At 53.8% G+C, this 21,104-nt stretch carries 24 protein-coding genes and 3 tRNA genes; 10 read left to right on the plus strand and 17 right to left on the minus strand.

Translation table 11 applies throughout. The features are described from left to right. Positions 1 to 77 precede the first annotated feature (77 nt). The 10 genes from ACMGG5_RS08830 to ACMGG5_RS08875 all read right to left on the minus strand — a co-directional run bounded on the left by ACMGG5_RS08830 (position 78) and on the right by ACMGG5_RS08875 (position 8,093). Entirely contained in the window at positions 78 to 593 is a 516-nt protein-coding gene (locus ACMGG5_RS08830) for a GNAT family N-acetyltransferase (protein WP_420277750.1), read from the minus strand. Next, complete coding sequence (gene opgB / locus ACMGG5_RS08835; protein ID WP_407859419.1) at positions 593 to 2,884, minus strand: phosphatidylglycerol--membrane-oligosaccharide glycerophosphotransferase; 2,292 nt, start codon at positions 2,882 to 2,884, stop codon at positions 593 to 595. Before opgB ends, ACMGG5_RS08830 begins: the two co-directional genes overlap by 1 nt. A 270-nt stretch (positions 2,885 to 3,154) precedes the next feature. Then, entirely contained in the window at positions 3,155 to 3,637 is a 483-nt protein-coding gene (locus tag ACMGG5_RS08840) for a DUF2501 domain-containing protein (protein WP_024908282.1), read from the minus strand. 83 nt (positions 3,638 to 3,720) lie between these two features. Next, entirely contained in the window at positions 3,721 to 4,458 is a 738-nt protein-coding gene (gene dnaC, locus ACMGG5_RS08845) for a DNA replication protein DnaC (RefSeq protein ID WP_013095461.1), read from the minus strand. Next, a complete protein-coding gene (gene dnaT / locus ACMGG5_RS08850) occupies positions 4,455 to 5,000 on the minus strand; it encodes a primosomal protein DnaT (protein WP_407821551.1) in 546 nt (181 codons plus the stop codon). Before dnaT ends, dnaC begins: the two co-directional genes overlap by 4 nt. A gap of 136 nt (positions 5,001 to 5,136) precedes the next feature. Further along, complete coding sequence (locus ACMGG5_RS08855) at positions 5,137 to 5,565, minus strand: organic hydroperoxide resistance protein (protein WP_006174091.1); 429 nt, start codon at positions 5,563 to 5,565, stop codon at positions 5,137 to 5,139. An 84-nt stretch (positions 5,566 to 5,649) separates the two neighbouring features. Further along, positions 5,650 to 6,102, minus strand: a complete 453-nt coding sequence (locus tag ACMGG5_RS08860; protein WP_023293337.1) for a MarR family winged helix-turn-helix transcriptional regulator — start codon at positions 6,100 to 6,102, stop codon at positions 5,650 to 5,652. Positions 6,103 to 6,143: 41 nt separating this feature from the next. Next, complete coding sequence (locus tag ACMGG5_RS08865; RefSeq protein ID WP_008502090.1) at positions 6,144 to 6,785, minus strand: TetR family transcriptional regulator; 642 nt, start codon at positions 6,783 to 6,785, stop codon at positions 6,144 to 6,146. 67 nt (positions 6,786 to 6,852) lie between these two features. Beyond that, positions 6,853 to 7,326, minus strand: a complete 474-nt coding sequence (locus ACMGG5_RS08870) for a threonine/serine exporter (protein ID WP_020885295.1) — start codon at positions 7,324 to 7,326, stop codon at positions 6,853 to 6,855. Then, the gene (locus ACMGG5_RS08875; protein ID WP_024908278.1) at positions 7,317 to 8,093 is read right to left on the minus strand and encodes a threonine/serine ThrE exporter family protein; all 777 of its coding nucleotides are present in this window, start codon (positions 8,091 to 8,093) and stop codon (positions 7,317 to 7,319) included. Before ACMGG5_RS08875 ends, ACMGG5_RS08870 begins: the two co-directional genes overlap by 10 nt. Before the next feature lie 411 nt (positions 8,094 to 8,504). On the opposite strand from ACMGG5_RS08875, the gene ACMGG5_RS08880 reads away from it, so the two are divergent. Continuing rightward, positions 8,505 to 9,242, plus strand: coding sequence for a helix-turn-helix transcriptional regulator (locus ACMGG5_RS08880; protein WP_420277751.1), 738 nt, complete (start codon positions 8,505 to 8,507; stop codon positions 9,240 to 9,242). Continuing rightward, positions 9,239 to 9,874: a DNA-binding transcriptional activator BglJ gene (bglJ, locus tag ACMGG5_RS08885; protein ID WP_032649905.1), complete on the plus strand. Its 636-nt coding sequence runs from the start codon at positions 9,239 to 9,241 to the stop codon at positions 9,872 to 9,874. The genes ACMGG5_RS08880 and bglJ overlap by 4 nt, the downstream gene beginning before the upstream one ends. A gap of 38 nt (positions 9,875 to 9,912) precedes the next feature. On the opposite strand, the gene ACMGG5_RS08890 is transcribed toward bglJ, so the two are convergent. Further along, positions 9,913 to 10,371, minus strand: a complete 459-nt coding sequence (locus ACMGG5_RS08890) for a YbaK/EbsC family protein (RefSeq protein ID WP_059445755.1) — start codon at positions 10,369 to 10,371, stop codon at positions 9,913 to 9,915. Positions 10,372 to 10,699: 328 nt separating this feature from the next. Between ACMGG5_RS08890 and ACMGG5_RS08895 the strand changes: the two genes are divergently transcribed. Further along, positions 10,700 to 12,046, plus strand: coding sequence for a PTS sugar transporter subunit IIC (locus ACMGG5_RS08895; protein ID WP_024908275.1), 1,347 nt, complete (start codon positions 10,700 to 10,702; stop codon positions 12,044 to 12,046). 537 nt (positions 12,047 to 12,583) lie between these two features. On the opposite strand, the gene fhuF is transcribed toward ACMGG5_RS08895, so the two are convergent. Together fhuF and ACMGG5_RS08905 are read right to left on the minus strand one after the other, a co-directional pair. After that, positions 12,584 to 13,372 carry a siderophore-iron reductase FhuF gene (gene fhuF / locus ACMGG5_RS08900; protein WP_420277752.1) on the minus strand — a complete coding sequence of 263 codons (789 nt, stop codon included), beginning with the start codon at positions 13,370 to 13,372 and terminating at the stop codon, positions 12,584 to 12,586. A 95-nt stretch (positions 13,373 to 13,467) separates the two neighbouring features. Further along, positions 13,468 to 14,532, minus strand: coding sequence for a GGDEF domain-containing protein (locus ACMGG5_RS08905; RefSeq protein WP_032649902.1), 1,065 nt, complete (start codon positions 14,530 to 14,532; stop codon positions 13,468 to 13,470). A 215-nt stretch (positions 14,533 to 14,747) separates the two neighbouring features. Between ACMGG5_RS08905 and ACMGG5_RS08910 the strand changes: the two genes are divergently transcribed. Then, positions 14,748 to 15,017, plus strand: coding sequence for a DUF1435 domain-containing protein (locus ACMGG5_RS08910; RefSeq protein WP_032649899.1), 270 nt, complete (start codon positions 14,748 to 14,750; stop codon positions 15,015 to 15,017). Positions 15,018 to 15,055: 38 nt separating this feature from the next. Here the strand turns inward: ACMGG5_RS08910 and ACMGG5_RS08915 are convergent. The 4 genes from ACMGG5_RS08915 to rsmC form a co-directional block, all read right to left on the minus strand. After that, a tRNA-Leu gene (locus ACMGG5_RS08915) sits at positions 15,056 to 15,140 on the minus strand. A 47-nt stretch (positions 15,141 to 15,187) separates the two neighbouring features. Beyond that, positions 15,188 to 15,273, minus strand: a tRNA-Leu gene (locus ACMGG5_RS08920). Positions 15,274 to 15,301: 28 nt separating this feature from the next. Next, positions 15,302 to 15,387, minus strand: a tRNA-Leu gene (locus ACMGG5_RS08925). A gap of 171 nt (positions 15,388 to 15,558) precedes the next feature. Beyond that, a complete protein-coding gene (gene rsmC, locus ACMGG5_RS08930; protein ID WP_024908271.1) occupies positions 15,559 to 16,587 on the minus strand; it encodes a 16S rRNA (guanine(1207)-N(2))-methyltransferase RsmC in 1,029 nt (342 codons plus the stop codon). A 102-nt stretch (positions 16,588 to 16,689) separates the two neighbouring features. Between rsmC and ACMGG5_RS08935 the strand changes: the two genes are divergently transcribed. The 6 genes from ACMGG5_RS08935 to ACMGG5_RS08960 all read left to right on the plus strand — a co-directional run bounded on the left by ACMGG5_RS08935 (position 16,690) and on the right by ACMGG5_RS08960 (position 21,100). Then, positions 16,690 to 17,103 carry a DNA polymerase III subunit psi gene (locus ACMGG5_RS08935; RefSeq protein WP_061715999.1) on the plus strand — a complete coding sequence of 138 codons (414 nt, stop codon included), beginning with the start codon at positions 16,690 to 16,692 and terminating at the stop codon, positions 17,101 to 17,103. Continuing rightward, entirely contained in the window at positions 17,072 to 17,515 is a 444-nt protein-coding gene (rimI, locus tag ACMGG5_RS08940; RefSeq protein WP_420277753.1) for a ribosomal protein S18-alanine N-acetyltransferase, read from the plus strand. The genes ACMGG5_RS08935 and rimI overlap by 32 nt, the downstream gene beginning before the upstream one ends. 20 nt (positions 17,516 to 17,535) lie before the next feature. Further along, positions 17,536 to 18,213, plus strand: coding sequence for a pyrimidine 5'-nucleotidase (gene yjjG, locus ACMGG5_RS08945; RefSeq protein ID WP_420277754.1), 678 nt, complete (start codon positions 17,536 to 17,538; stop codon positions 18,211 to 18,213). Between the two features lie 91 nt (positions 18,214 to 18,304). Beyond that, complete coding sequence (prfC, locus tag ACMGG5_RS08950; protein WP_420277755.1) at positions 18,305 to 19,894, plus strand: peptide chain release factor 3; 1,590 nt, start codon at positions 18,305 to 18,307, stop codon at positions 19,892 to 19,894. Positions 19,895 to 20,193: 299 nt separating this feature from the next. Further along, the gene (gene osmY / locus ACMGG5_RS08955; RefSeq protein WP_039260909.1) at positions 20,194 to 20,811 is read left to right on the plus strand and encodes a molecular chaperone OsmY; all 618 of its coding nucleotides are present in this window, start codon (positions 20,194 to 20,196) and stop codon (positions 20,809 to 20,811) included. Between the two features lie 127 nt (positions 20,812 to 20,938). Continuing rightward, positions 20,939 to 21,100, plus strand: coding sequence for a DUF1328 domain-containing protein (locus tag ACMGG5_RS08960; protein ID WP_003856556.1), 162 nt, complete (start codon positions 20,939 to 20,941; stop codon positions 21,098 to 21,100). Positions 21,101 to 21,104: the final 4 nt, after the last annotated feature.

Raw genomic sequence — 21,104 nt, forward strand, 5'->3', positions numbered from 1 at the left:
CGGGTGGCGGCTGCGCCTTACCCGGCCTACGGTTCAGGGTTTTGTAGGCCCGGTAAGCGCAGCGCCACCGGGCGATATTACAGAGGCAGGCGCATGGCGCAGCGCGTTTCATACGCGAAACCGTGCGCTGTCTCTTCTTCCCTTTTCTGACGCAGTTCAGGCGTCAGCGTCGTCATTTTTTCAAACCCCAGCCGCGCATAGAACGGCGCGTTCCACGGTACGTCCCGGAACGTCGTCAACGTCAGCGACGCCAGCCCCAGCGTGCGGGCATGGTCAGCCGCACAGGCGATAAGCTGCCGGCCAATCCCTTTTCCCTGCCAGTTCAGATCGACCGAAAGCTCCACGATAAACAGCGACGAAGAGTGCGCTTCGGTGAGGATAAACCCCACGGGGCGGTCGTTCACCCGCGCCAGCCAGCTTAGCCCACGTTCGACATACTCAAGGTGCTGCTCAGCAGAAATGACTTCACCGTCGGCAAGCCAGGCGAGCTCCGGGACTTCACGAAAGCGCTCGCCCGCTGCGCGTTCAATGGCGAGCAGGGCGGCAACGTCGCCGGGGCGCGTGGGTCGAAGGGTGATGTTAAGGTCGACCATTAGCCTGCTCGACTCACAATTTTAATTTCGACCATGCCAATTCCGAGCTCGCGCGGCGAATGGCCAAGAATATTCCCTTCATTGGTGGACTGCGGATCCGGCGGGACGATCACCAGGGTATTGCTGCGCGAAGGATTCTCAAAATGCAGCGTATGCGTGCTCACGTCGTTCCCGAGCGTCAGCGTCTGCTCCCAATCGCCCACGCGCACCGGTACGGGCTTGTTAGCGTTAGGGCCATACGCTCTGGCGGTGATCACCAGGTCGAATTGTTCCGGCAGCGGATGGGTGTACTCAATTTTCACCTCATTGCCCAGCTGCGCGTTTGACCAGCGTCCCCAGGACTCCGGCCGCGAGATGCCGCTAAACTGCTTCACTTCTTCCGGCGCGCCGGCCACGTTAAAGATAAAACTGTCCGCTTTGTAGCGAATATCGTTGTCGCTGATTTTCAGCATGTCGATGTTGTGCTGATAGCGCGCCGTATCAATCACCGTATCTTTAAACGCGGTTTTGCCTTTCCACTGGGCTTTATCCACGTGCTGCACGGTTTGCTCCCCGCCAAGCTGACCCTGAGAGACGCACCAGTCGGTAGAGAGCGCCAGCGGCTGCGACCAGAGCTGGCCCATCTTGTAACATCTGTCGACCCAGACGAAATTATCGCGTGGCGCAAAATCGGCCAGCTGATAGCGCAGCGGCGCGGAATATTCACTTTCCGGCAGGGGCTCAACGCGTCCCTCCGACACGCGCACCAGCAGCGGCAGACGGAAGTTGCTGCCTGAGAAGGCAATGGTGTTTTTATCCCGATCGACGGTGAAGTCCTTCATCTCTTTCGGGAAGTTCCACAGGCGGATGATGTCGGGCTTCCAGGCGAGGATTTTTTCCTTCATGTTGAGGAACACTTCCGACAGGGATTGCCCCGACAGCGTGCTGCGGCCCAGGCCAATAAAGTTGTCGCCGCCCAGGATGTCCAGCACGGTGGCGCCGTTATCCATGGAGTTGCGTTTGGTGGCAATCTCCTCCTGCTGCGGCTGGTCGCCGCGCAGGACGAAGAACAGATTGCTGCGATCCTGCTTGTTGAGCTGGTCCCACGCGCTGTTTTTCATCGCCAGATGGTCAGACGAAACGACGATGACGGTGTTTTTAAACCAGGGCGAGGCTTTGATTTTCTCGACCAGCGCGGCAATGTGCTCCTGACTGCAGGTGACGGCGCTGAAAGACTTGTTGTTTTTGCCATCAACGTTATAGCTTTTGCGTTTACAGCTGCGCGAGACAAACCCGTCAGGATGGTGAGTGTCCACCGTCAGCGCAAAGAGAGAGAAACGCTTGCCCGCGCGGGACAGCTCCTCGAATTTCTTCCAGGTTTCGTCGAGTACCGTATCGTCATAGAAGCCCCAGTCGTTGCGGTAGTTTGGGTCGGCAACCGTCGTTTTTAACTCTTCTGAGCCATACAGGTGATCAAAACCGTGGGATTTCAGGAACACATCTTTTCCGGCGAAGCGCAGGTTTGCCCCCTGCACAAAATAGTTTTCGTAACCGGAGTTTTTCAGGATATCGCCGAGGCAAATATTCTGCGGGAAGAAGGTCGACATGGAGGCTGAGGCGTTACCTTCAAAAGGCGCGAACAGCGGGATACCGCACTGGGAGGCAACCATCCCGGCAATCGTGTAATCCGTACCGGGCAACTGCATGGTGTGGCTGAAATCGAGACCTTCGTTTTTCAGCGCACCCAGATCTGGCGTCAGGTCCGGGAAGGCATCGTTATCAAAGTACGTGCGCTCCAGACTTTCACCGTAGATATAGACCAGATTGAGCGTCGGGTTGGCGATCGTTTTCGACGGCTCTTTGTAGTAAGCCGTGAAATCCGGATCGCCGTCGCGCGACTGGGATTTCACCAGTTCGGTGATCTGATGGAACGCCGGGCTGGCGTCGACGGAGGCCAGCGCCAGGAATAACGCCAGCAGGCTGTAGCCATGATGATGTGGATGATGGCGACGTCGACGCAGCACCCAGGCCAGCGCGCCAAAAATGGTGACCAGCGCGACGACAAGGCAGAGCCCCGGAAGAATGTACTTGCTGACCCCCGCGCCCGTCAGGCTGTTTGTCAGCGTGTAGAGCACCGCATCGTTAATGCCGTCACCGGTAAAGTAATCGCTGGCGTATAAGGTAATGTTTAAAATAATAAAAATGCCGAGGACAACCAGCGTGGCGATAAACCACCAGGTGTGACGGCCGGCTTTGCAGGCGTAAACGCCGACAGAAGCCAGAAAAAGGATAAGAGACATGAATTCAGACAACAGCATATCCTCGTGACGCCAGATGCTTCGCTGGCTAACTGTTTATTTTTTGGGTCATACAATGTAATTGCGATGTCGTTAAGCTGCAATTTTAGTGTCACGAAAGTGTGCTGTTGTTAGGATTTGGTTTAGAAAATCGTTTTTATGAAGGTGTGCACATCCTGACAAACGGACGATGAGACGGTGGCAGGTGGGAAAAACGCTCATTTAGCGCCGCGCTGCAAGACTATCGCATTAAACGCGGCGTGTTGTGGCAGAAAATGGGGTGGATCAGGAGATGAAATTAACGCCTTGTTTCAGCACCAGATCGCAGGCTTTGGTTTTCACCTGTTTGGCCAGAGAGGAGTTGCCGAGGGTGCTCAGGTTAAGCTGCTGGCCGTTCTGCGCGTTAAGCAGGCCCTGAATGCCGTCCATATAGTTGGTGTCCGCTTTCTGCTCCTGGGTATCCAGACCCAGTTTACCCAGCACCTGGTTTTTCACGTTTTGCGCGTCGGTCACGGAGGCCAGTTTTTGTTTCGCGCAATATTCCAGAATCCCCGCCGCGTTGTTCATCGTGCCCGCGCTCAGGCTCTGACCGCTGTTGCCCAGCAGGCTGGTGAGGGAAGAGGCGGAGAGTCCGCCCTGCGTGCTGCTGCTCTCTTTGGTCAGCTCGTTTGCTGCGCTTGACAGGGACTCCTGCCAGGACGCCGCCTGCGCTGCGCCGGTTACCAGCAGCGCGCCTAAAAAGGTGCTGATTAGAATCTGTTTTTTCATCATGGCTCTCTCAAAAAGGTCCGTTTTGGGCCGAAGGGGTTCCAGTATATACCTGCGACCTGTCGGCGATTCCTGGAACTGTCTTAATACTCTTTGCCGGTGACGCGGCTGCGGTAACTTTCCCAGTCGAAGATGACATACAGGCTGTTACCCAGCTTCATGCGGTCCATGACGCGTTCCCCCAGCAGGCGGGTCATCTCGTCAATATTGTGGTTCGTCAGCATGCCGGTGGGGCGCTTGGACGAGGAGCGGCGATCGACAATCTGGTTGATGATCACTTTTTCATAGCGCGATTCCGTCTGAACGCCAATCTCGTCGATGACCAGCAGGTCGACATTACTCAGATCGTTAAGCAGCTGTTCTTCGCTGGTTTCGCGGTTGCTGAAGGTGTCTTTCATCGCAGACATGATATCGGCCACGGTGATGATAAGAACCGATTTACCGCGCAGAAGCAGCTCGTTGCAGATGGCGGCAGCAAGGTGGTTTTTTCCGGTGCCCGGCTTGCCGCTAAAGATGAAGCTGGCGATATTGCCGTCGAATTCATCCACGTACTGCCGTGCGGCGGCCAGCGCGTTCATCTGCCCGTTGGTCTCGATTTTATAGTTATCGAACGAGCAGTTCTGGTGCAGGGGACGGATACCGGAACGGTTAAAAGTGCGCTGCATTTTCATCGCCCGGTTTTCGCGGGCGAGCGCGGCGGCGCGGATCTCACCTTGCTCTTTTTGCCATGCCAGCAGCTCTTCACCGGTGGTGAAAGCGGGCTTCACGTTGGCAGGCATCATTTTTTGCAGACGTTTCATCAGGTCGCCGACGTTCTTCATTTCGCACCTCGGAATCCGCTGGGGATCTGTTTATCCGGTTCTGAAAACGCATTGATATCACGTTTTGGCTGGCCGTTGTTGCCGGCGCGGGTAATCTGGAGATGACGCGCGAGCTTTTGCTGCCACTGAATGTGGGTGAACACTTTCCCTTCTGCCTGCCACCAGGCGGTAAACGCGGCGAGCTCTTCCGCGGTGGCGGGTTGGGTTAACGCAATGCCCCACAGCGCGGCCTGCCGCTGGAAATCCGCATCCGGTTGCCAGCCCGCATAGAGGGCAAATTTGCCCATCGGAACGGTCACGGGAACGTTAACCGGTTCATCAAAGAACTGGCTATCCAGCGTGACATCGCTCGCCGGGCGTGACACTTGTGCTTCGATCTCCAGAAGCTGTGCCAGACGTTCCGGTGTGATTGCGTAAAACGCCGGCGCGTTGTCGGCAAAAACCGCAACCGTGCCGCCTTCGGCGTGAGTCAACACACCGCGTGGGTCGCGCATAAAGGCATCAATACCAGCAATGCTGGTGGTCAGAATTCTGGAGGACATAACGCTTACTCTACTGATGACTACGGGCGTGATATGGGCTTATGGTAGCACAGAGAGGGGAAAGGAAAGGAGGGGTAAAGTGCGGACTGATGCCCTCATCCTGACCCTCTCCCACAGGGAGAGGGAACAGAAGGGATTACGCGATGATGTTCAGCGTCACGTCAATGTTGCCGCGGGTCGCGTTAGAGTACGGGCAAACAATGTGCGCCGCATCGACCAGCTTTTTGGCTTCCGCAGGATCCATACCTTCAACGTGGATGTTCAGTTTTGCTTCAATACCAAAACCGGTTGGCAGTGGGCCAATGCCGACTTCGCCTTCAATAAAGGCCTCTTTTGGCAGGGTGAATTTGTCGCGTGCGGCCACGAATTTCATCGCGCCCAGGAAGCAGGCAGAGTAGCCCGCGGCAAACAGCTGCTCAGGGTTGGTCACGTCTCCCCCCATGCCGCCCATCTCTTTTGGCACACCCAGTTTGACGTCCAGTACGCCATCGGAGGAGGTGGCACGACCGTCACGGCCACCGGTGGCTTTTGCTTTGGCGGTATAAACAACTTTTTCTAAAGACATGGCAGGTTCCTCATCTTGTTTTAACGTGTGCTATTAAATAGCGTGCGATATATATGGGTGAATAATAACGCGTAAAGTATAGCGTTACGCGCGGTGTAGCTGTTGTCGCAAAAGTTCGAGCTGCTGTTTGAGCGCCAGCAGGGTGTCAGTATCACACTGCGCTGCGCACCCCACCGCATGGGGGATACCCAAAGCCTGCTGCTGGAGCTCACGTCCCGCTTCACTCAGGGTGACGGCGACCTGACGTTCGTCTTTGCGTGAACGGTGGCGGTTGATGAGCCCGGCGCTTTCCAGACGCTTCAACAGCGGCGTCAGGGTCGCAGAGTCAAGAAACAGCCGTTCACCGATGTCCGACACCGTCATATCATCCTGCTCCCACAGCACCAGCATCACCAGATATTGCGGGTAGGTCAGGTTCAGCGGTGCCAGCAGCTGCCGGTACAGCTTGTTAAGCGCCAGATTTGCCGAATAGAGGGCAAAGCAGAGCTGGTTATCCAGCTTGAGCGCAGCGGTTGCATCGTTCGTTTTCGCGTTCATGAGATGAATATAGGTAGTGTGCGATTTAATTGCAAGCAATTTTATGGGCAGGTGTAACGGAGCGCCACCTGAACGGCCATTTTGCGGTAGTGCTGGCGCTGCGCCTGCTCGTCTGCGCCTTCTTCAAACAACAGCGTAAAGGTGTAGCTGTTGGCAACGTAGTGAAAGCTGAAGCTGCTTATCAGACGATGAAGATCGCGGGCGTCAACCGTCTCACTGAAGAGCTGTTTTTCTTTCCCCCGGCGCAGGATCTCCTCCAGCAGGTCGAGCGCGCTGCGATTGACCTGGCGGAGATAGCTCGACTGCTGCATAAAGCGGCCGCGCTGCATGTTTTCCATGCAGATAATCCGGATGTAGTCAGGGTGGTCGGCATGATAGTCAAAGGTGGCTTCAACCAGATTGACCAGCGCTTCGACCGGGGGCATTCCCGTCAGGCTTAGCGCTTTTTCACTGGCGCGAATCTGGGTGTAAACATGTTCCAGTACCAGGAGATAGAGGTTCTCTTTATTCTTGAAATGGTAAACCACCATGCGTTTGGTGGTGCCCGCTTTCTCTGCGATCTGCTCCATTCGTGCACCGTTCAATCCATACTCGGCAAAAAGCGCGATGGCGCTCTGAAAGATTTTCTCTTTCAGGCTGGATTCTTCACTGTGCTCGGGGTGTTCGCTGCCAGGGTTAGCCACATCCTTTCCTTATTTTCACCAAACGGACCAGAAGAATTATCTCCACGGCAGCGAAATAATACAAATATCAAACGCGTGGGCGTTTGCGGTACAGCCACAGTCCGGGGATCGACAGCCCGATGGAGAGCGCGCCGACGATGGATGACGCCTTAAGAAAGTTGCTCAGGAGGAGGATCATCTGAGGCTCGGTATAACCGAAATGGCTGATTTTCACTGCGGAAATCATCGCCGTATACGCAGATATGCCTGGGAACATCGGGATCACCGCGGCAACGGTGAACACTTTGGGATGCGCCAGATACCAGCGCGACCACTGGATGCCGATACTGCCGACCAGCATGGAAGCCATGAATGTTGACCATTCGATGTTAAAACCCGCGGTCATCATCACCATTCGCGAGCCATGGCCAATCGCACCCAGCAGCGCGCACCACGGCAGCGCGCGTTGCGGTACGTTAAATACCATCGCAAAGCCGACGGCAGGAATGGCGGCCAGAAGCATGTCCTGTGCCAGCGCCAGCAGAAAATCTATCACGCCCATCCGCGTAACCCCCAGAGAGTCATGGCCATGACCACGCCGATGCAGGTCGCCAGCGTCAGCAGGCTGGCGATAGCCCAGCGTGCCAGACCGGTATTGATGTGCCCTTTAAACATGTCGGCGACGGCGTTGATCAGCGGAAAGCCCGGGACCAGCAGAAGCACGCTGGCGGCCATGGCAACGGTCGGGGTGTTGGCAAACTGCGGCAGGCGCAGCAGCAGGCCGGAAACCGTGGTGGCGACAAACGCGGTAATGCAGAAGTTAATTTGCGGGTGCAGCTGCCGGTGCGTGAGCAGCTGGCGAACATACATGGCGATACTGCTGGCAAAAAAGGTGACGAGCGCGCCGTCCCAGCCGCCTTTATTGAGCTTACAAAAGCAGGCGCAAGAGAGCCCTACCATTAACACGACGAGCCAGCGCGGATAACGTAATGGCTTGATCTGGTTGAACCGTTTTTCAATTTCATGGAGATCGAGAAGCTTGTGTTCAGCAAGGATGACGATGTGCTGCACTTCGGTCACGACGTGCATGTTAATGCCGCGGTCATGGTTTTTGCGGGTGGAGGTCAGGCACTGACCGTCTTTGATCGTGGTCAGCACAATGGCGTTAGATGAGATTGCGCTTTCAACGCTATCCATACCCAGCGCCACTCCCAGCCGGGTGGAGAGCTCCTCAACCAGCGCGCTTTCCGCACCGTGCTGGAGCAGAAAAAGACCGCACTTTATACATAGCCGCGTGATAGCACGCTGCGTTGACCGATCTGCCTGCATGTATTGTCCTGAAAAAGATGGATAGGTTGCCGGTTAGCCCGTAGTGAGTACTTTTAGCACAAAGTGCAGTCCCTCTTGCTGTGGGCCAGATCAAGGTTTGTGCAAACAGTTTCAGCCCGTATCACGAAAGGGGCGTTGGATTAATTTATCAATGCGGTGAATTATAAATATAAAAATATAGAATATTTGTATTTAGTTATTCTAATTTTATATTGTCGTTATTTTAATGGCTCCGCAATTAAATTTATTTGCGCTTTATGAGATATTACCGTTGTTTTAGGCATTTCTTATACTAAGAACATATCTCATCTTCTGCTTGTATTAATCAGTTTTACACTCAGGGACGAAAATACTCATACATTGGTGCGTTTTAACGTTACTCATCAAATGAAGAATGGACACGGAGGGTCTATGTTGTCATTGCATGGTAAGTATGGCGTTGTCATTAGCCGGATGCCCGTGATGCAAAACGGGTTAGGGGGCGTGATGGCACGCCATTTCCCGGATTTTGAATTGACCTATTGTCGCTCATTGCAGGAGTTAACACTGCTCCAGCTACGCCGCGCAGATGTCATTATTGCCGATATTTCAGGTGAATACAGAAATCCTCGGGGAACCCTCGAAGAGTATTACGGTTTATTGAACCAATACCGGGACATTCACTGGATCTTTTTAGTCTCGCGGCCGCTTTACCCTATTGCGGTTGAGTTGCTTATGCGCCCGGAAAGCACGTTGCTGTCTGATATGGAGCCCATTGAAGGCGTGGTTAACGCGATTCAGGCAGGTAGCGAGCGGGCAGAGCGGATAAGCCAGACGTTATTAACCCCGGAGCCTCAAAGTACGGAGGATGAAGACGAACACGTTATCGCACTCACGCACTCCGAACGCAAGGTACTGCGTCTGTTAGGTAAAGGATGGGGGATTAACCAAATCGCCACATTGCTGAAGAAGAGCAATAAAACCATCAGTGCGCAGAAAAACAGTGCGATGCGGCGGCTATCTTTACGTAGTAATGCCGATATGTACGCCTGGATCAACAGTACGCAGGGAATGAGAGAGCTGAATTTGATGTCAGCCTATGGAGAGTTTGAGGAATGGAAAAAACCGATTCAACACGACATATCGCCATCGTCGAAAATTGCACGATGAGTGCTGTTGGGCTACAGCATTTATTTGCGATGCCCGGCCTGAATCACTATCAGCTGCATCTGTTTAGCGAATTTGACAGCTTCAAGAAAGCACTTCAGCACGTCAATTTTTTCTCGCTGATCTATTCACTTTCCGATGCACGAGAGGAGCGCCGTAACTGCCTGGCGCACCTGCGGGAACTCGCGTTTACGCATGGTCATATCCAGCGCATTATCCTGGTCGCTGATGAGACGGAAGCACGGTTAGTTAGCCATCTTTCACCGTCACGCCTTCACGGTGTGGTCAGTAAATCGCTGACGCTTGAGCACCTGCAGCAGGAACTTATGGTGTTGTTGAGTGAAACGCTGCGCATCAATGATAATATGATGAATCACTGGTACCGGAGTCAAAACAGAATGTTAAGCCCAACGGAACGGGCAATACTGCGTTATATGTCTTGCGGCTATTCTATTCCTCAAATTGCGGCACAGCTTGAACGCAATATTAAGACCATCCGGGCGCATAAGTTTAATGCGATGGTGAAGCTGGGGGTGAGCTCTGACGTCGGGTTGCTCGATGCGGCGGATATTATTACTCACCTTCCGGCAAGAGAACCGCGAAGTTCGGCACTCAGCAAGCCGACCTTTTTATAGCCAGCCCGCTGCGCGCCAGACAGGCTCTGGCGCATCAATCAGATGCAAACGTCAACCCACTTTGCGGAAGTCAGCTCTGCCATTCTGTCAGGTGAAATACGCACGGCACTATGAATTGCGCCTGCGGCGGGCAGGACTTCGGTGTACTGCTTTAATGAGATATCGCAGTAAACCGCGAGCGGATTTTCCAGCCCGAACGGGCACACGCCGCCAACGGGATGACCGGTGATGGTCACCACTTCATCACTGCTGAGCATGCGCGCTTTCGCACCAAACGTGTCTTTCAGCTTTTTGTTATCCAGGCGCGCATCGCCTTTCGCCACCACCAGAATCACCTCATTTTTCACCTTGAGTGACAAGGTCTTGGCGATTTGTCCCGGTTCAACACGATGGGCGGCAGCAGCCAACGCAACGGTAGCGGTACTCTGGCTAAGTTCAATTACGTCTATATCCGGCGCGTTGTCGGCAAAAAACTGCTGTACAGACTGCAAACTCATTGTTTCCTCCTGACAAATATCCTGCGTAATCTGTCATAAGAATTTATGCTCTGTAAATATCTCTTAAGTAACAAATATCCCGAACGGCTGATTTCTGGATCCTCTTCACATTCACAGAAACCGGTTACAGTAACCGGTTGCAGAGCGTGATGCGTCGATTAATACTGAGTACGTAACGTCCCCTGTATCCAATAATAAGAGCCAAATATGAAACCATTTCGTCTGAGCAGTACCACTGGTACACAAGCCAGCAAGGTTGTGAAGCTGATTTATGGAACAACGTGCGGCGCGAAAGTGCCCGTAACAAACGTCTGACAGGAGATCTGCCATGTCTGCCAACCATGCTGCGTTTAACCTGATATTCCGTTTCGTTGAAAATTACGTGAGCCCGATTGCCGGGCGGATCTCTTCCCAGCGTCATGTCATGGCTATTCGTGATGGATTCATCTCCGCGATGCCATTTATGATTGTGGGTTCATTTTTGTTAGTGTTCGCTTATCCACCTTTTTCGCCTGATACCACGTGGGGTTTCGCCCGCGCATGGCTGGATATGGCGAAGCAGTTTGAAGGCCAAATCCTGACGCCGTTTGATATGACGATGGGCATTATGTCCATTTATATCTGTGCGGCCATTGCCTATAACCTTGGCAAACACTATGTCAAATCGCACCAGTTAGACCCGTTCATGTGCGCCATGCTGTCGCTGATGGCGTTTCTGCTGGTCGCGGCACCGAAAACCAAAGGCACGCTTCCTGTCGACAGTCTGGGGGGAACGGGGATTTTTACCGCGATTCTGGTGGCGATCTACTGCGTTGAGATGATGCGTTTCCTCAAGGCGCATAACATCGGTATTCGCCTGCCAGACCAGGTTCCTCCGATGATCAAAAACTCTTTTGATCTGCTGATCCCGGTGCTGGTGGTGGTGTTAACGCTCTATCCTCTGAGCCTGGTCATTCAGTCTCAGTTTGGCATGCTGATCCCGCAGGCCATTATGTCGGTCTTTAAACCGCTGGTTTCCGCGGCGGATTCACTGCCTGCGATCCTGCTGGCGGTGTTGATTGGTCATCTGCTGTGGTTTGCCGGGATCCACGGCGCCGCCATCGTCTCCGGGATGTTGCAGATGTTCTGGCTGACTAACCTGGGCGCTAACCAGACCGCGCTGGCCGCCAGCCAGCCTCTGCCGCATATTTTTATGGAGGCGTTCTGGACGTTCTTTATCGTGATTGGCGGATCGGGCGCGACGATGGGGCTGGTGATTTGCTATCTGCGTAGCCGTTCAGCGCATTTACGCTCTATCGGGCGTTTGAGCGTGGTGCCCAGCTTCTTTAACATCAACGAACCTGTCATTTTCGGTACACCAATCGTGATGAACCCGGTGTTCTTTATTCCGTTCCTGCTGGCACCGATGGTTAACGCCGTGCTGGCGTGGGCGGCGATGACGTTTGATTTGATTGGGCGCGTCATCTCGGTCGTTCCCTGGACGGCACCGGCGCCGATAGGGGCAGCATGGGCTCTGGGCTGGGACTTCCGCGCGGCTATTCTGGTTGTGGTTCTGGCCTGCGTATCGGCGATCATCTACTTCCCGTTCTTCAAAGTGTATGAGAAGCAACTGCTGGAGCAGGAAGCGGAAGAAGCGCAGCGTAATGCTGAAGAGGACAATCAGCAGGTGGCTTAGATAAAAGCAAAACGGCAACGCAGGTTGCCGTTTTTTGTGTTTGTTCCCTCTCCCCGTGGGCTGAGGAATCCCCACAAAATAATGCCTGCACGGACGACCCCCTCTCCCTTGAGGGAGAGGGCTGGGGTGAGGGGGAACATACGGCTGTGGTGGTCATTCCGTTCACTTTATGTTTCTTGCTACTCTGTAAGGACATGACCGGTGAACGTGCCATGGCGGCTCAATCGCCGCCGCCCTGGCGACCCGGGCTCCCGGCGGTAAATCGCCGCTTCGCGGTCCCCTCAGCTTATTCCTTCAGGCTATCGGGTCGGGCATGAGCCTGCATCCCTGCAGGCCACGCCCTCTCGGCGCATCCCTGCGCCTCGCCCCGGCCTTACGGAAACGCTTCGGCGATTTACAGCCGGACCAGGGCGTCGCTGTAAGTTATTAATTTTTTTGAAGCAACGTTCATCGCTTCAGGTAAAAAAATTACTGGGGATTCCTCAGTCCTGTGGGAGAGGGTCAGGGTGAGGGCATCAGGCCGGGCAATTCACTGCTCTACTTCAGCGTGCAATCCCCGCATTGCTTAACGTCCGGCAGGCGATAGCGCTGGCAGCAGGTGCGGCGAACCAGAAGCCCATCACGGAGCACGACGGTTCGGAACAACGGGTTGTCACGGCCATCGGAAAGCTGTTTTGCAAAGAAACAGGACTGACGCAGGGCGTCAACGTTCTCATCACCAAGAAGCGGCTTCATTTCCGTTAAATACCAGTGGATTAAATAGCCCGTATTGCTCCAGATAAGCTTCCCGTTAATCTCTCCTGTCGCTTCAAGCGCTTCTACCACCGGGATCAGGGCCTGAGTGACCAGCTGTTCCATACGCTCCTGAGCCGTCAGGCGTTCCGCGCTCTGGTCTTCATGTAGATCAATCCAGAAGCAGGCAGCACGTCCGGTTTCGTGAAACTCGACGTGAAAATTATCCGGCGAGAGTTCCAGCATGCTCTTCTGTGTTAAGAGCGCCAGCATGAGGGGAGGCACCATCAGCCCGATATACCACTGTGCCCAGAGTGAGAGCAGGGGTTTATTTTCCCGCGTAAGGGTGGGCTGATTGCGATAGATATGGTCGGAATAGGTGGCCAGCAGCGATTGCAGTTTTGCCGGTTGGCGCCACTCTGAGAGCGTCATGGCGTGGTTCGGGGGGGCTTCATCAAGCCGGATAAAGTCCAGCAGGTGGGCGCGCGTTTCCGCAATCTTATCCCGTATGGCATCCGCAAGCGAAGCATTCCCGCTGGTGAGGGGCGCTCGCCAGAGGAGGGGTTCGACGATGTGTGCGGTATGCGTGGCCATAGTATAGATAGAAATCTAAATGATAATGATTGCCAATCCTAACTATTGCTCATACCAATGGCAAGACTTTTGTCCTGGTGACATCGCCGTGATGTTTACGCCGTCTGAATCTCTTCACTCAACAGAATGTTGTTGCGCCCCATATGCTTTGCTTCGTAGAGGGCTTTATCCGCTTTTTCCAGCGCGCCTTCCACGTCTTCATCCTCGAAAATGGCAATACCAATGCTGATGGTGACGTTTGTCGCGACGCTTTCGTTAAACAGATGCGGGATTTTCAAATCGTAAACTTTCTGACGGATCCGCTCGGCCGTCTGGCGAGCATGTTCGAGTGAAATGTTGGTCAGCAGCACCATAAACTCTTCCCCACCAAAACGCGCCACAATATCGCGAGAACGCACGGCATCGCGAATTGCCGCAGAGACGCGCTTCAGCGCCTGGTCGCCCATCATATGGCCGTAATGGTCGTTATAGGCTTTGAAGTGGTCGATATCCATCAGCAGGACAAAGTGCTCGCCATTCTCTACCGTGGGCAAATTCTCCAGACGGCTTTGCAGACCGCGACGATTATAGAGCCCGGTAAGCGGGTCCATCATGCTGAGATCGGTAAGGGTTTCCCGTTCCTCCAGAAGGCGGGAAAGGAGCTCCTGAGCAAAACGGTCATTGCGTCTTTGCAAAATGTTATGAATAGCAATTGCCACCACAGGAAGTGCGAAAGAATAGGTCATTCGCAGCCATATATCGTGATCGCTTAACCACAGGCAGACAATAAAGGTGGGCAGTGAATGCAGCGTAAAGGCTTTGATATTACTGGCGAACGCCAGCGTGCCGATAAAAAGCACCGTTAAAAGGGCGATTAACAAATACGTCGCATGATCGTGGGTAATTAAGGCGAATTTGGAGACAATTTGCCAGGCCCACAAAATACCGAAGATCCCTGAAACGACGGGAATATTTATCTTCCGCGCGCGCTTTCTCCAGTGCCAGACGAACAGGCCGGTACTGATGGAGAATATAGCAATCAGAGGGGCGGAAAACAGTCGTACAGAATTGAGCGGGTTTGTTACCGAGAACACTGCCGATGTTGCGTTCAGAAATAAAAATAAACGTAACGATAATTGATATTTTCTGTGAACCAAAGACCGCCAGGATTGTGATGTCATAGTCGTGTATTTTTATTAAAATTTAATTAAAACAAATAAATAGATGTCGTTTCGCAATTAAATATGCAAAAAGCTCAAAGAGTAATTATCAGAAAATCTTTAGACGTTGTTAACAGGTGCGCAATTTATCACCTTAGGCAATTCCTGTCATTACGGGAAAGGTAAAGGTCGATGGATTTTGATTCATTCAGCTGACAAATGATAATACCTGTCATATGATATTGGTTATCATTATCGTTGTGAGAGGGCAGATCATGTTGAACAGGGCGCTGGGAAGTTGTTGGGGGGTATTGCTGCCGGGAGCCATTCTCGGCGGTTTGACGTTTGCCGATCTCTCTCTCGATACCTGGAAAGCCATCATTGTGTCAGGACTGTTAGTCACGTCAGGCATGATCTGGCATAAGCAACTACGTCACTTTGTTTTACTGCCATCCTGCGTAGCACTGGTCAGTGGAATTCTGGTGATACTAATGAGTTTGAAATAACAGGGAAAAGAAGATCTTCAGAGGGGTTGTAAGATAATTGGTGCGAGGGGGGGACTCGAACCCCCACATCCTAAGGACACTAACACCTGAAGCTAGCGCGTCTACCAATTCCGCCACCTTCGCACAGTCATCTTACTATTTACATCATTACTATGTTGATATCGCCTCGTTGGTGCGAGGGGGGGACTCGAACCCCCACATCCGTAAGGACACTAACACCTGAAGCTAGCGCGTCTACCAATTCCGCCACCTTCGCCCAGTGCGAGCAATATCATCGTGATTTATGGTGCGAGGGGGGGACTCGAACCCCCACATCCGTAAGGACACTAACACCTGAAGCTAGCGCGTCTACCAATTCCGCCACCTTCGCATACCATCGATACTGTAAAAGTATCGTAACCACGGAGGCGCATTCTAGATGTTTTCAGCTTTACGTCAACTGAAAAGTGCGCACCTTTTATTGATTGCTGCAAAAATGGCCGGAACTGAGACGCCTGCTTGCCGGATAGTGATTGCGCTTATCCGGCCTGCAGGAGTGAGATTACTTTTTGGCCTGGCGCGTCATCACGGTACGATAGACCTTAAAGCGGCCGGTCTGGGCGATCACTTCGTGGAAGCCAAAGGTTTCGTCCAGCACTTTCGGGTACGCCAGGAAGGCGTTCGCAACGATACGCAGCTCGCCGCCGCTGTTAAGGTGACGGGTTGCGCCACGGATCAGCGTTTGTGCCGCTTCAAGGCTGGTTTCCATACCGTCGTGGAACGGCGGGTTAGAGATGATCATGTCGAAGCGACCGGTGACGTCAGAGAAGACGTTGCTGGCAATCACCTCGCCTTCAATGCCGTTTGCGGCAAGCGTTGCGCGGCTGGCTTCAACCGCCGGGGCGCTCACGTCACACAGGGTTAAGCGCACCTTTGGCGAATGGCTGGCGAGCACGGTAGAGAGCACGCCCGCGCCGCAGCCCACGTCCAGCACTTTGCCTTTGGTGTGCGGCGTCAGAGTGGAGAGCAGCAGCTTGCTGCCCGTATCCAGCGCGTCACGGCTGAACACGCCCGGCAGGGTTTTGATGGTCAAGCCGTCAAGCTGGTATTCGTCCCAGTAAGCCTGCGCATCAAACGTTGTCTGTTTTTCCAGTCGTCCGTGGTACAGACCACAGCGGCGAGCGCTGTCGACTTTATTCAGCGGCGCGTAGTCTTCCAGCATCTGTTCAGCGCTACGCACGCCGCTGCGGTTCTCTCCTACCACGAAAATATCGCAGCCGACCGGCAGCAGGGAGAGCAGGTTCATCAGCTGGAACTGGGCTTCCGGTTTATTCTTCGGCCAGTAGTAAATCAGCGTATCGCAGTCGGCGATATCGCTCTGCTCCGCCACCAGGCTAAAGCGCGCGCGCTCGCCCATCTGACGGCTCAGCACCTGCCAGTGGTGGTAATATTGGGTGTGGGCACGGCTTTCAGCACAGTCGAAACGCGCGGGCAGGTCATCCTGCATATCTCCGGCAAACAGAATACGGCTTTCTTCGAAATCATCACTGTGACGCAGCAAGACTTCACTTGCCGGGGTAAATGCAGACATGAATTGTTCCTCAATAAACTCAGGCGGGGATTATAGTAGGTAGATGGCGCACTTTCGACACATTTGCTATATTTGCGCGCCTGAGAGACAGGAGTTTTCCCTATGACATCCCGACGAGACTGGCAGTTGCAGCAGCTGGGCATTACCCAGTGGGCTTTGCGTCGCCCGACGGCGTTGCAGGGCGAAATCGCCATCTCCATCCCGGCGCACGTTCGCCTGGTGATGGTGGCGGAAGAACTGCCTGCCCTGAATGAACCCCTGATCGATGATGTCCTTCGCAGCCTGAAGCTGACGGCCGACCAGGTTTTACCGCTGACGCCAGAGCGTGTCGCGATGCTGCCTCCTGATAGCCGCTGTAACAGCTGGCGTATCGGAGAGACAAATGAGATCTCCCTCCAGGGGAGCCAGATCTGCTCGCCAGCGCTGGACGAACTGAAAGCCAACCCAAAAGCGCGCAGCGCGCTATGGCAACAAATCTGCGAATATGAACACGATTTCTTCCCTCACGACGCCTGACCTGACCACAGCGTTTGCGATTGAAACACGCGCCCACGCGTTTCCGTGGAGCGAAAAAACCTTCGCCAGCAATCAGGGCGAACGGTATCTGAACTACCGCCTGGACGTTGACGGCACCATGGCCGCTTTCGCGATCACGCAGGTTGTTCTTGATGAGGCGACGCTGTTTAATATCGCGGTTGATCCCGCGTTTCAGCGCCGTGGGCTGGGAAAAGAACTGCTTGAGCACCTCATCCGTGAGCTCGAAACCCGTGACGTTTTCACCCTGTGGCTGGAGGTGCGCGCGTCGAATGTCGCCGCCATCGCGCTCTATGAAAGCTTAGGCTTTAACGAGGCGACAATCCGCCGTAACTACTACCCCACCGCAGAGGGACGTGAAGACGCCATCATAATGGCTCTGCCGATTGGATAATAAAAAATAAGGTTGTAACGATGAAATGGGACTGGATTTTCTTTGATGCCGACGAAACGCTGTTTACGTTCGACTCGTTCGGCGGCCTGCAGCGGATGTTTCTCGACTATAGCGTAACCTTCACCGCTGAAGATTTTCAGGACTATCAGGCGGTCAACAAACCGCTGTGGGTGGATTACCAGAACGGTGCCATCACCGCGTTACAGCTTCAGCACCAGCGCTTTGACGTCTGGGCGGAACGTTTAAAGGTCAGTCCGGGGACGCTTAACGAGGCTTTCCTTAACGCCATGGCCGATATCTGTGCGCCGCTGCCGGGCGCGGTTTCCCTGCTGAATGCGTTGAAAGGTAAGGTGAAACTGGGGATCATCACCAACGGTTTTACCGCCCTGCAGCAGATCCGCCTTGAGCGCACCGGCCTGCGCGATCATTTTGACGCGCTGGTGATCTCGGAAGAGGTGGGTGTACCTAAACCGGATCCGCGAATTTTCGATTATGCGCTGGCGCAGGCCGGTAATCCCGACCGCGATCGCGTCCTGATGGTGGGGGATACGGCAGAGTCAGATATTCTGGGCGGCATTAAGGCCGGTCTGTCGACCGTGTGGCTCAATGCGCATGGCCGTGAGAAGCCTGACGGCATCGAGCCGACCTGGACCGTGACGTCGTTGAACGAACTGGAGCAACTCCTGTGTAAACAATGATTGCCTGCCCCCCGTTGATGGGTAAAATAGCCGCAATTTTGTATTCCATGATGCGTGGCGTGCTGCCGCGCTTATAAAAGAAGATTTAATTATGACGTTGTCTCCTTATCTGCAAGAGGTGGCCAAGCGCCGCACTTTTGCCATTATCTCGCACCCCGATGCCGGTAAAACGACCATCACTGAGAAGGTGTTGCTGTTCGGACAGGCGATCCAGACTGCGGGTACCGTTAAAGGCCGTGGCTCCAGCCAGCATGCAAAATCCGACTGGATGGAGATGGAAAAACAGCGTGGTATTTCGATTACCACCTCCGTGATGCAGTTCCCTTATCACGACTGCCTGGTGAACCTGCTGGACACCCCGGGTCACGAAGACTTCTCCGAAGATACCTACCGTACCCTGACGGCGGTGGACTGCTGTCTGATGGTGATCGACGCCGCGAAAGGTGTAGAAGATCGTACCCGTAAGCTGATGGAAGTGACCCGTCTGCGCGATACGCCGATCCTCACCTTTATGAACAAACTCGACCGTGACATCCGCGATCCGATGGAGCTGATGGATGAAGTGGAAAACGAGCTGAAGATCGCCTGTGCGCCAATCACCTGGCCGATTGGCTGCGGTAAGCTGTTCAAAGGCGTTTATCACCTCTATAAAGACGAAACCTACCTGTATCAGACCGGTAAAGGCCACACCATTCAGGAAGTGCGCATTGTTAAAGGTCTGGACAACCCGGATCTGGACGCGGCGGTCGGGGAAGAGCTGGCCGCGCAGCTGCGCGACGAGCTGGAGCTGGTCAAGGGCGCGTCTCACGAATTCGACAAAGAGCTGTTCCTGAGCGGCGAAATTACCCCGGTCTTCTTCGGTACCGCACTGGGTAACTTCGGCGTTGACCACATGCTCGACGGTCTGGTGGAGTGGGCGCCGCAGCCGATGCCGCGCAAAACCGACACCCGTGAAGTGGAAGCAAAAGAAGAGAAGTTCACCGGCTTCGTATTTAAGATTCAGGCCAACATGGATCCGAAACACCGTGACCGCGTGGCCTTTATGCGCGTGGTGTCCGGTAAATATGAAAAGGGCATGAAGCTGCGCCAGGTGCGTACCGGGAAAGATGTGGTCATCTCCGATGCGCTGACCTTTATGGCGGGCGACCGTTCGCACGTTGAAGAGGCCTATCCGGGCGACATCATCGGTCTGCACAACCACGGCACTATTCAGATCGGCGATACCTTCACCCAGGGCGAAATGATGAAGTTCACCGGCATTCCGAACTTCGCACCAGAGCTGTTCCGTCGTATCCGTCTGCGCGATCCGCTGAAGCAGAAACAGCTGCTGAAAGGCCTGGTTCAGCTCTCCGAAGAGGGCGCCGTGCAGGTCTTCCGCCCGATTGCGAACAACGATCTGATCGTTGGTGCGGTCGGCGTGCTGCAGTTTGACGTGGTTGTCGCGCGTCTGAAGAGCGAATACAACGTGGAAGCGATTTACGAGTCGGTGAACGTCGCGACCGCGCGCTGGGTCGAGTGTTCTGACGTGAAGAAATTCGAAGAATTTAAGCGTAAGAATGAAGTTCAGCTTGCGCTGGATGGTGGCGATAACCTGACCTATATCGCGCCAACCATGGTGAACCTGAACCTGACGCAGGAACGTTATCCTGACGTTCAATTCCGTAAAACCCGCGAGCACTAATCCCCTCTCAGAGCACGGCTGCCGCCGTGCTCTTCTTTAATTCCTGTCTTATTAATCCCTTGCGGAATGTTCTTAATTCAACGCAATTTCACGCTATTCGCGCGTTTTTTACCCAATTCTGAAAGCGGCTCTGTGAGAGTGATCTATATTTAACTCAGTGTTTAACACCGGGCGTGGATAAATTAACTGTTCAATGCATGACTTTAGGTTATCCATTTTGCCCGTGTGTTTATTCGCAATATATATCACTACTAAGGAAGTGCGTAGCCCGAATAACGGGTCAACACAGGAATAGATCGATGAATATGACAAGACTGAAGATTTCTAAAACTCTGCTGGCTGTAACCCTGGGTAGCGTTCTGGTGAGCGGCTCCGCCCTCGCGGAAAGCAGCACCATGGATAAAGCACAATCCACGGCCGATAACGCAGGGCAAAAAATCGATAGCTCTATGAATAAAGTCGGCAACTTCATGGATGACAGCTCAATCACAGCAAAAGTGAAAGCCGCACTGGTGGATGATGAAGCCATTAAGAGCACCGATATTTCCGTTAAGACCGACAAGAAAGTGGTCACGCTGAGCGGCTTTGTTGAAAGCCAGGCTCAGGCAGAACAGGCGGTGAAAGTCGCGAAAGGCGTCGAAGGTGTTGCCTCCGTCAGCGATAAGCTGCACGTCCGTGACGGCAAAAACGCGTCGGTGAAAGGTTACGCCGGTGATGCCGCCACCACCAGCGAAATCAAAGCTAAACTTTTAGCAGATGACATCGTGCCGTCCCGTAAGGTGAAAGTAGAAACCACCGATGGTGTGGTTCAGCTTTCCGGTACGGTAGATTCGCAGGCGCAAAGTGAACGTGCCGAGTCCATTGCGAAAGCGATAGATGGTGTTAAAAGCGTTAAAAACGATCTGAAAACGAAGTAAATCTGGACCATTCGCCCGCCTGGCTAACACCTGCGGGCGATATAAGAACGACTCTGGAAAAACGCCGGTGAGTGACCTGAGCGCTCACGTTTAGCGGCCGACATTAACTATGGTAAAGGAGAAGCTTATGTTTCGTTGGGGCATTATATTTCTGGTTATCGCGTTAATTGCCGCCGCATTGGGCTTTGGTGGACTGGCAGGTACAGCGGCATGGGCAGCTAAAATTGTCTTCGTTGTGGGTATTATTCTGTTCCTGGTCAGCCTGTTTACGGGTCGTAGACGTCCGTAGCAAA

The organism is Enterobacter sp. BNK-34, assembly GCF_048684445.1.
GTDB lineage: Bacteria > Pseudomonadota > Gammaproteobacteria > Enterobacterales > Enterobacteriaceae > Enterobacter > Enterobacter pseudoroggenkampii.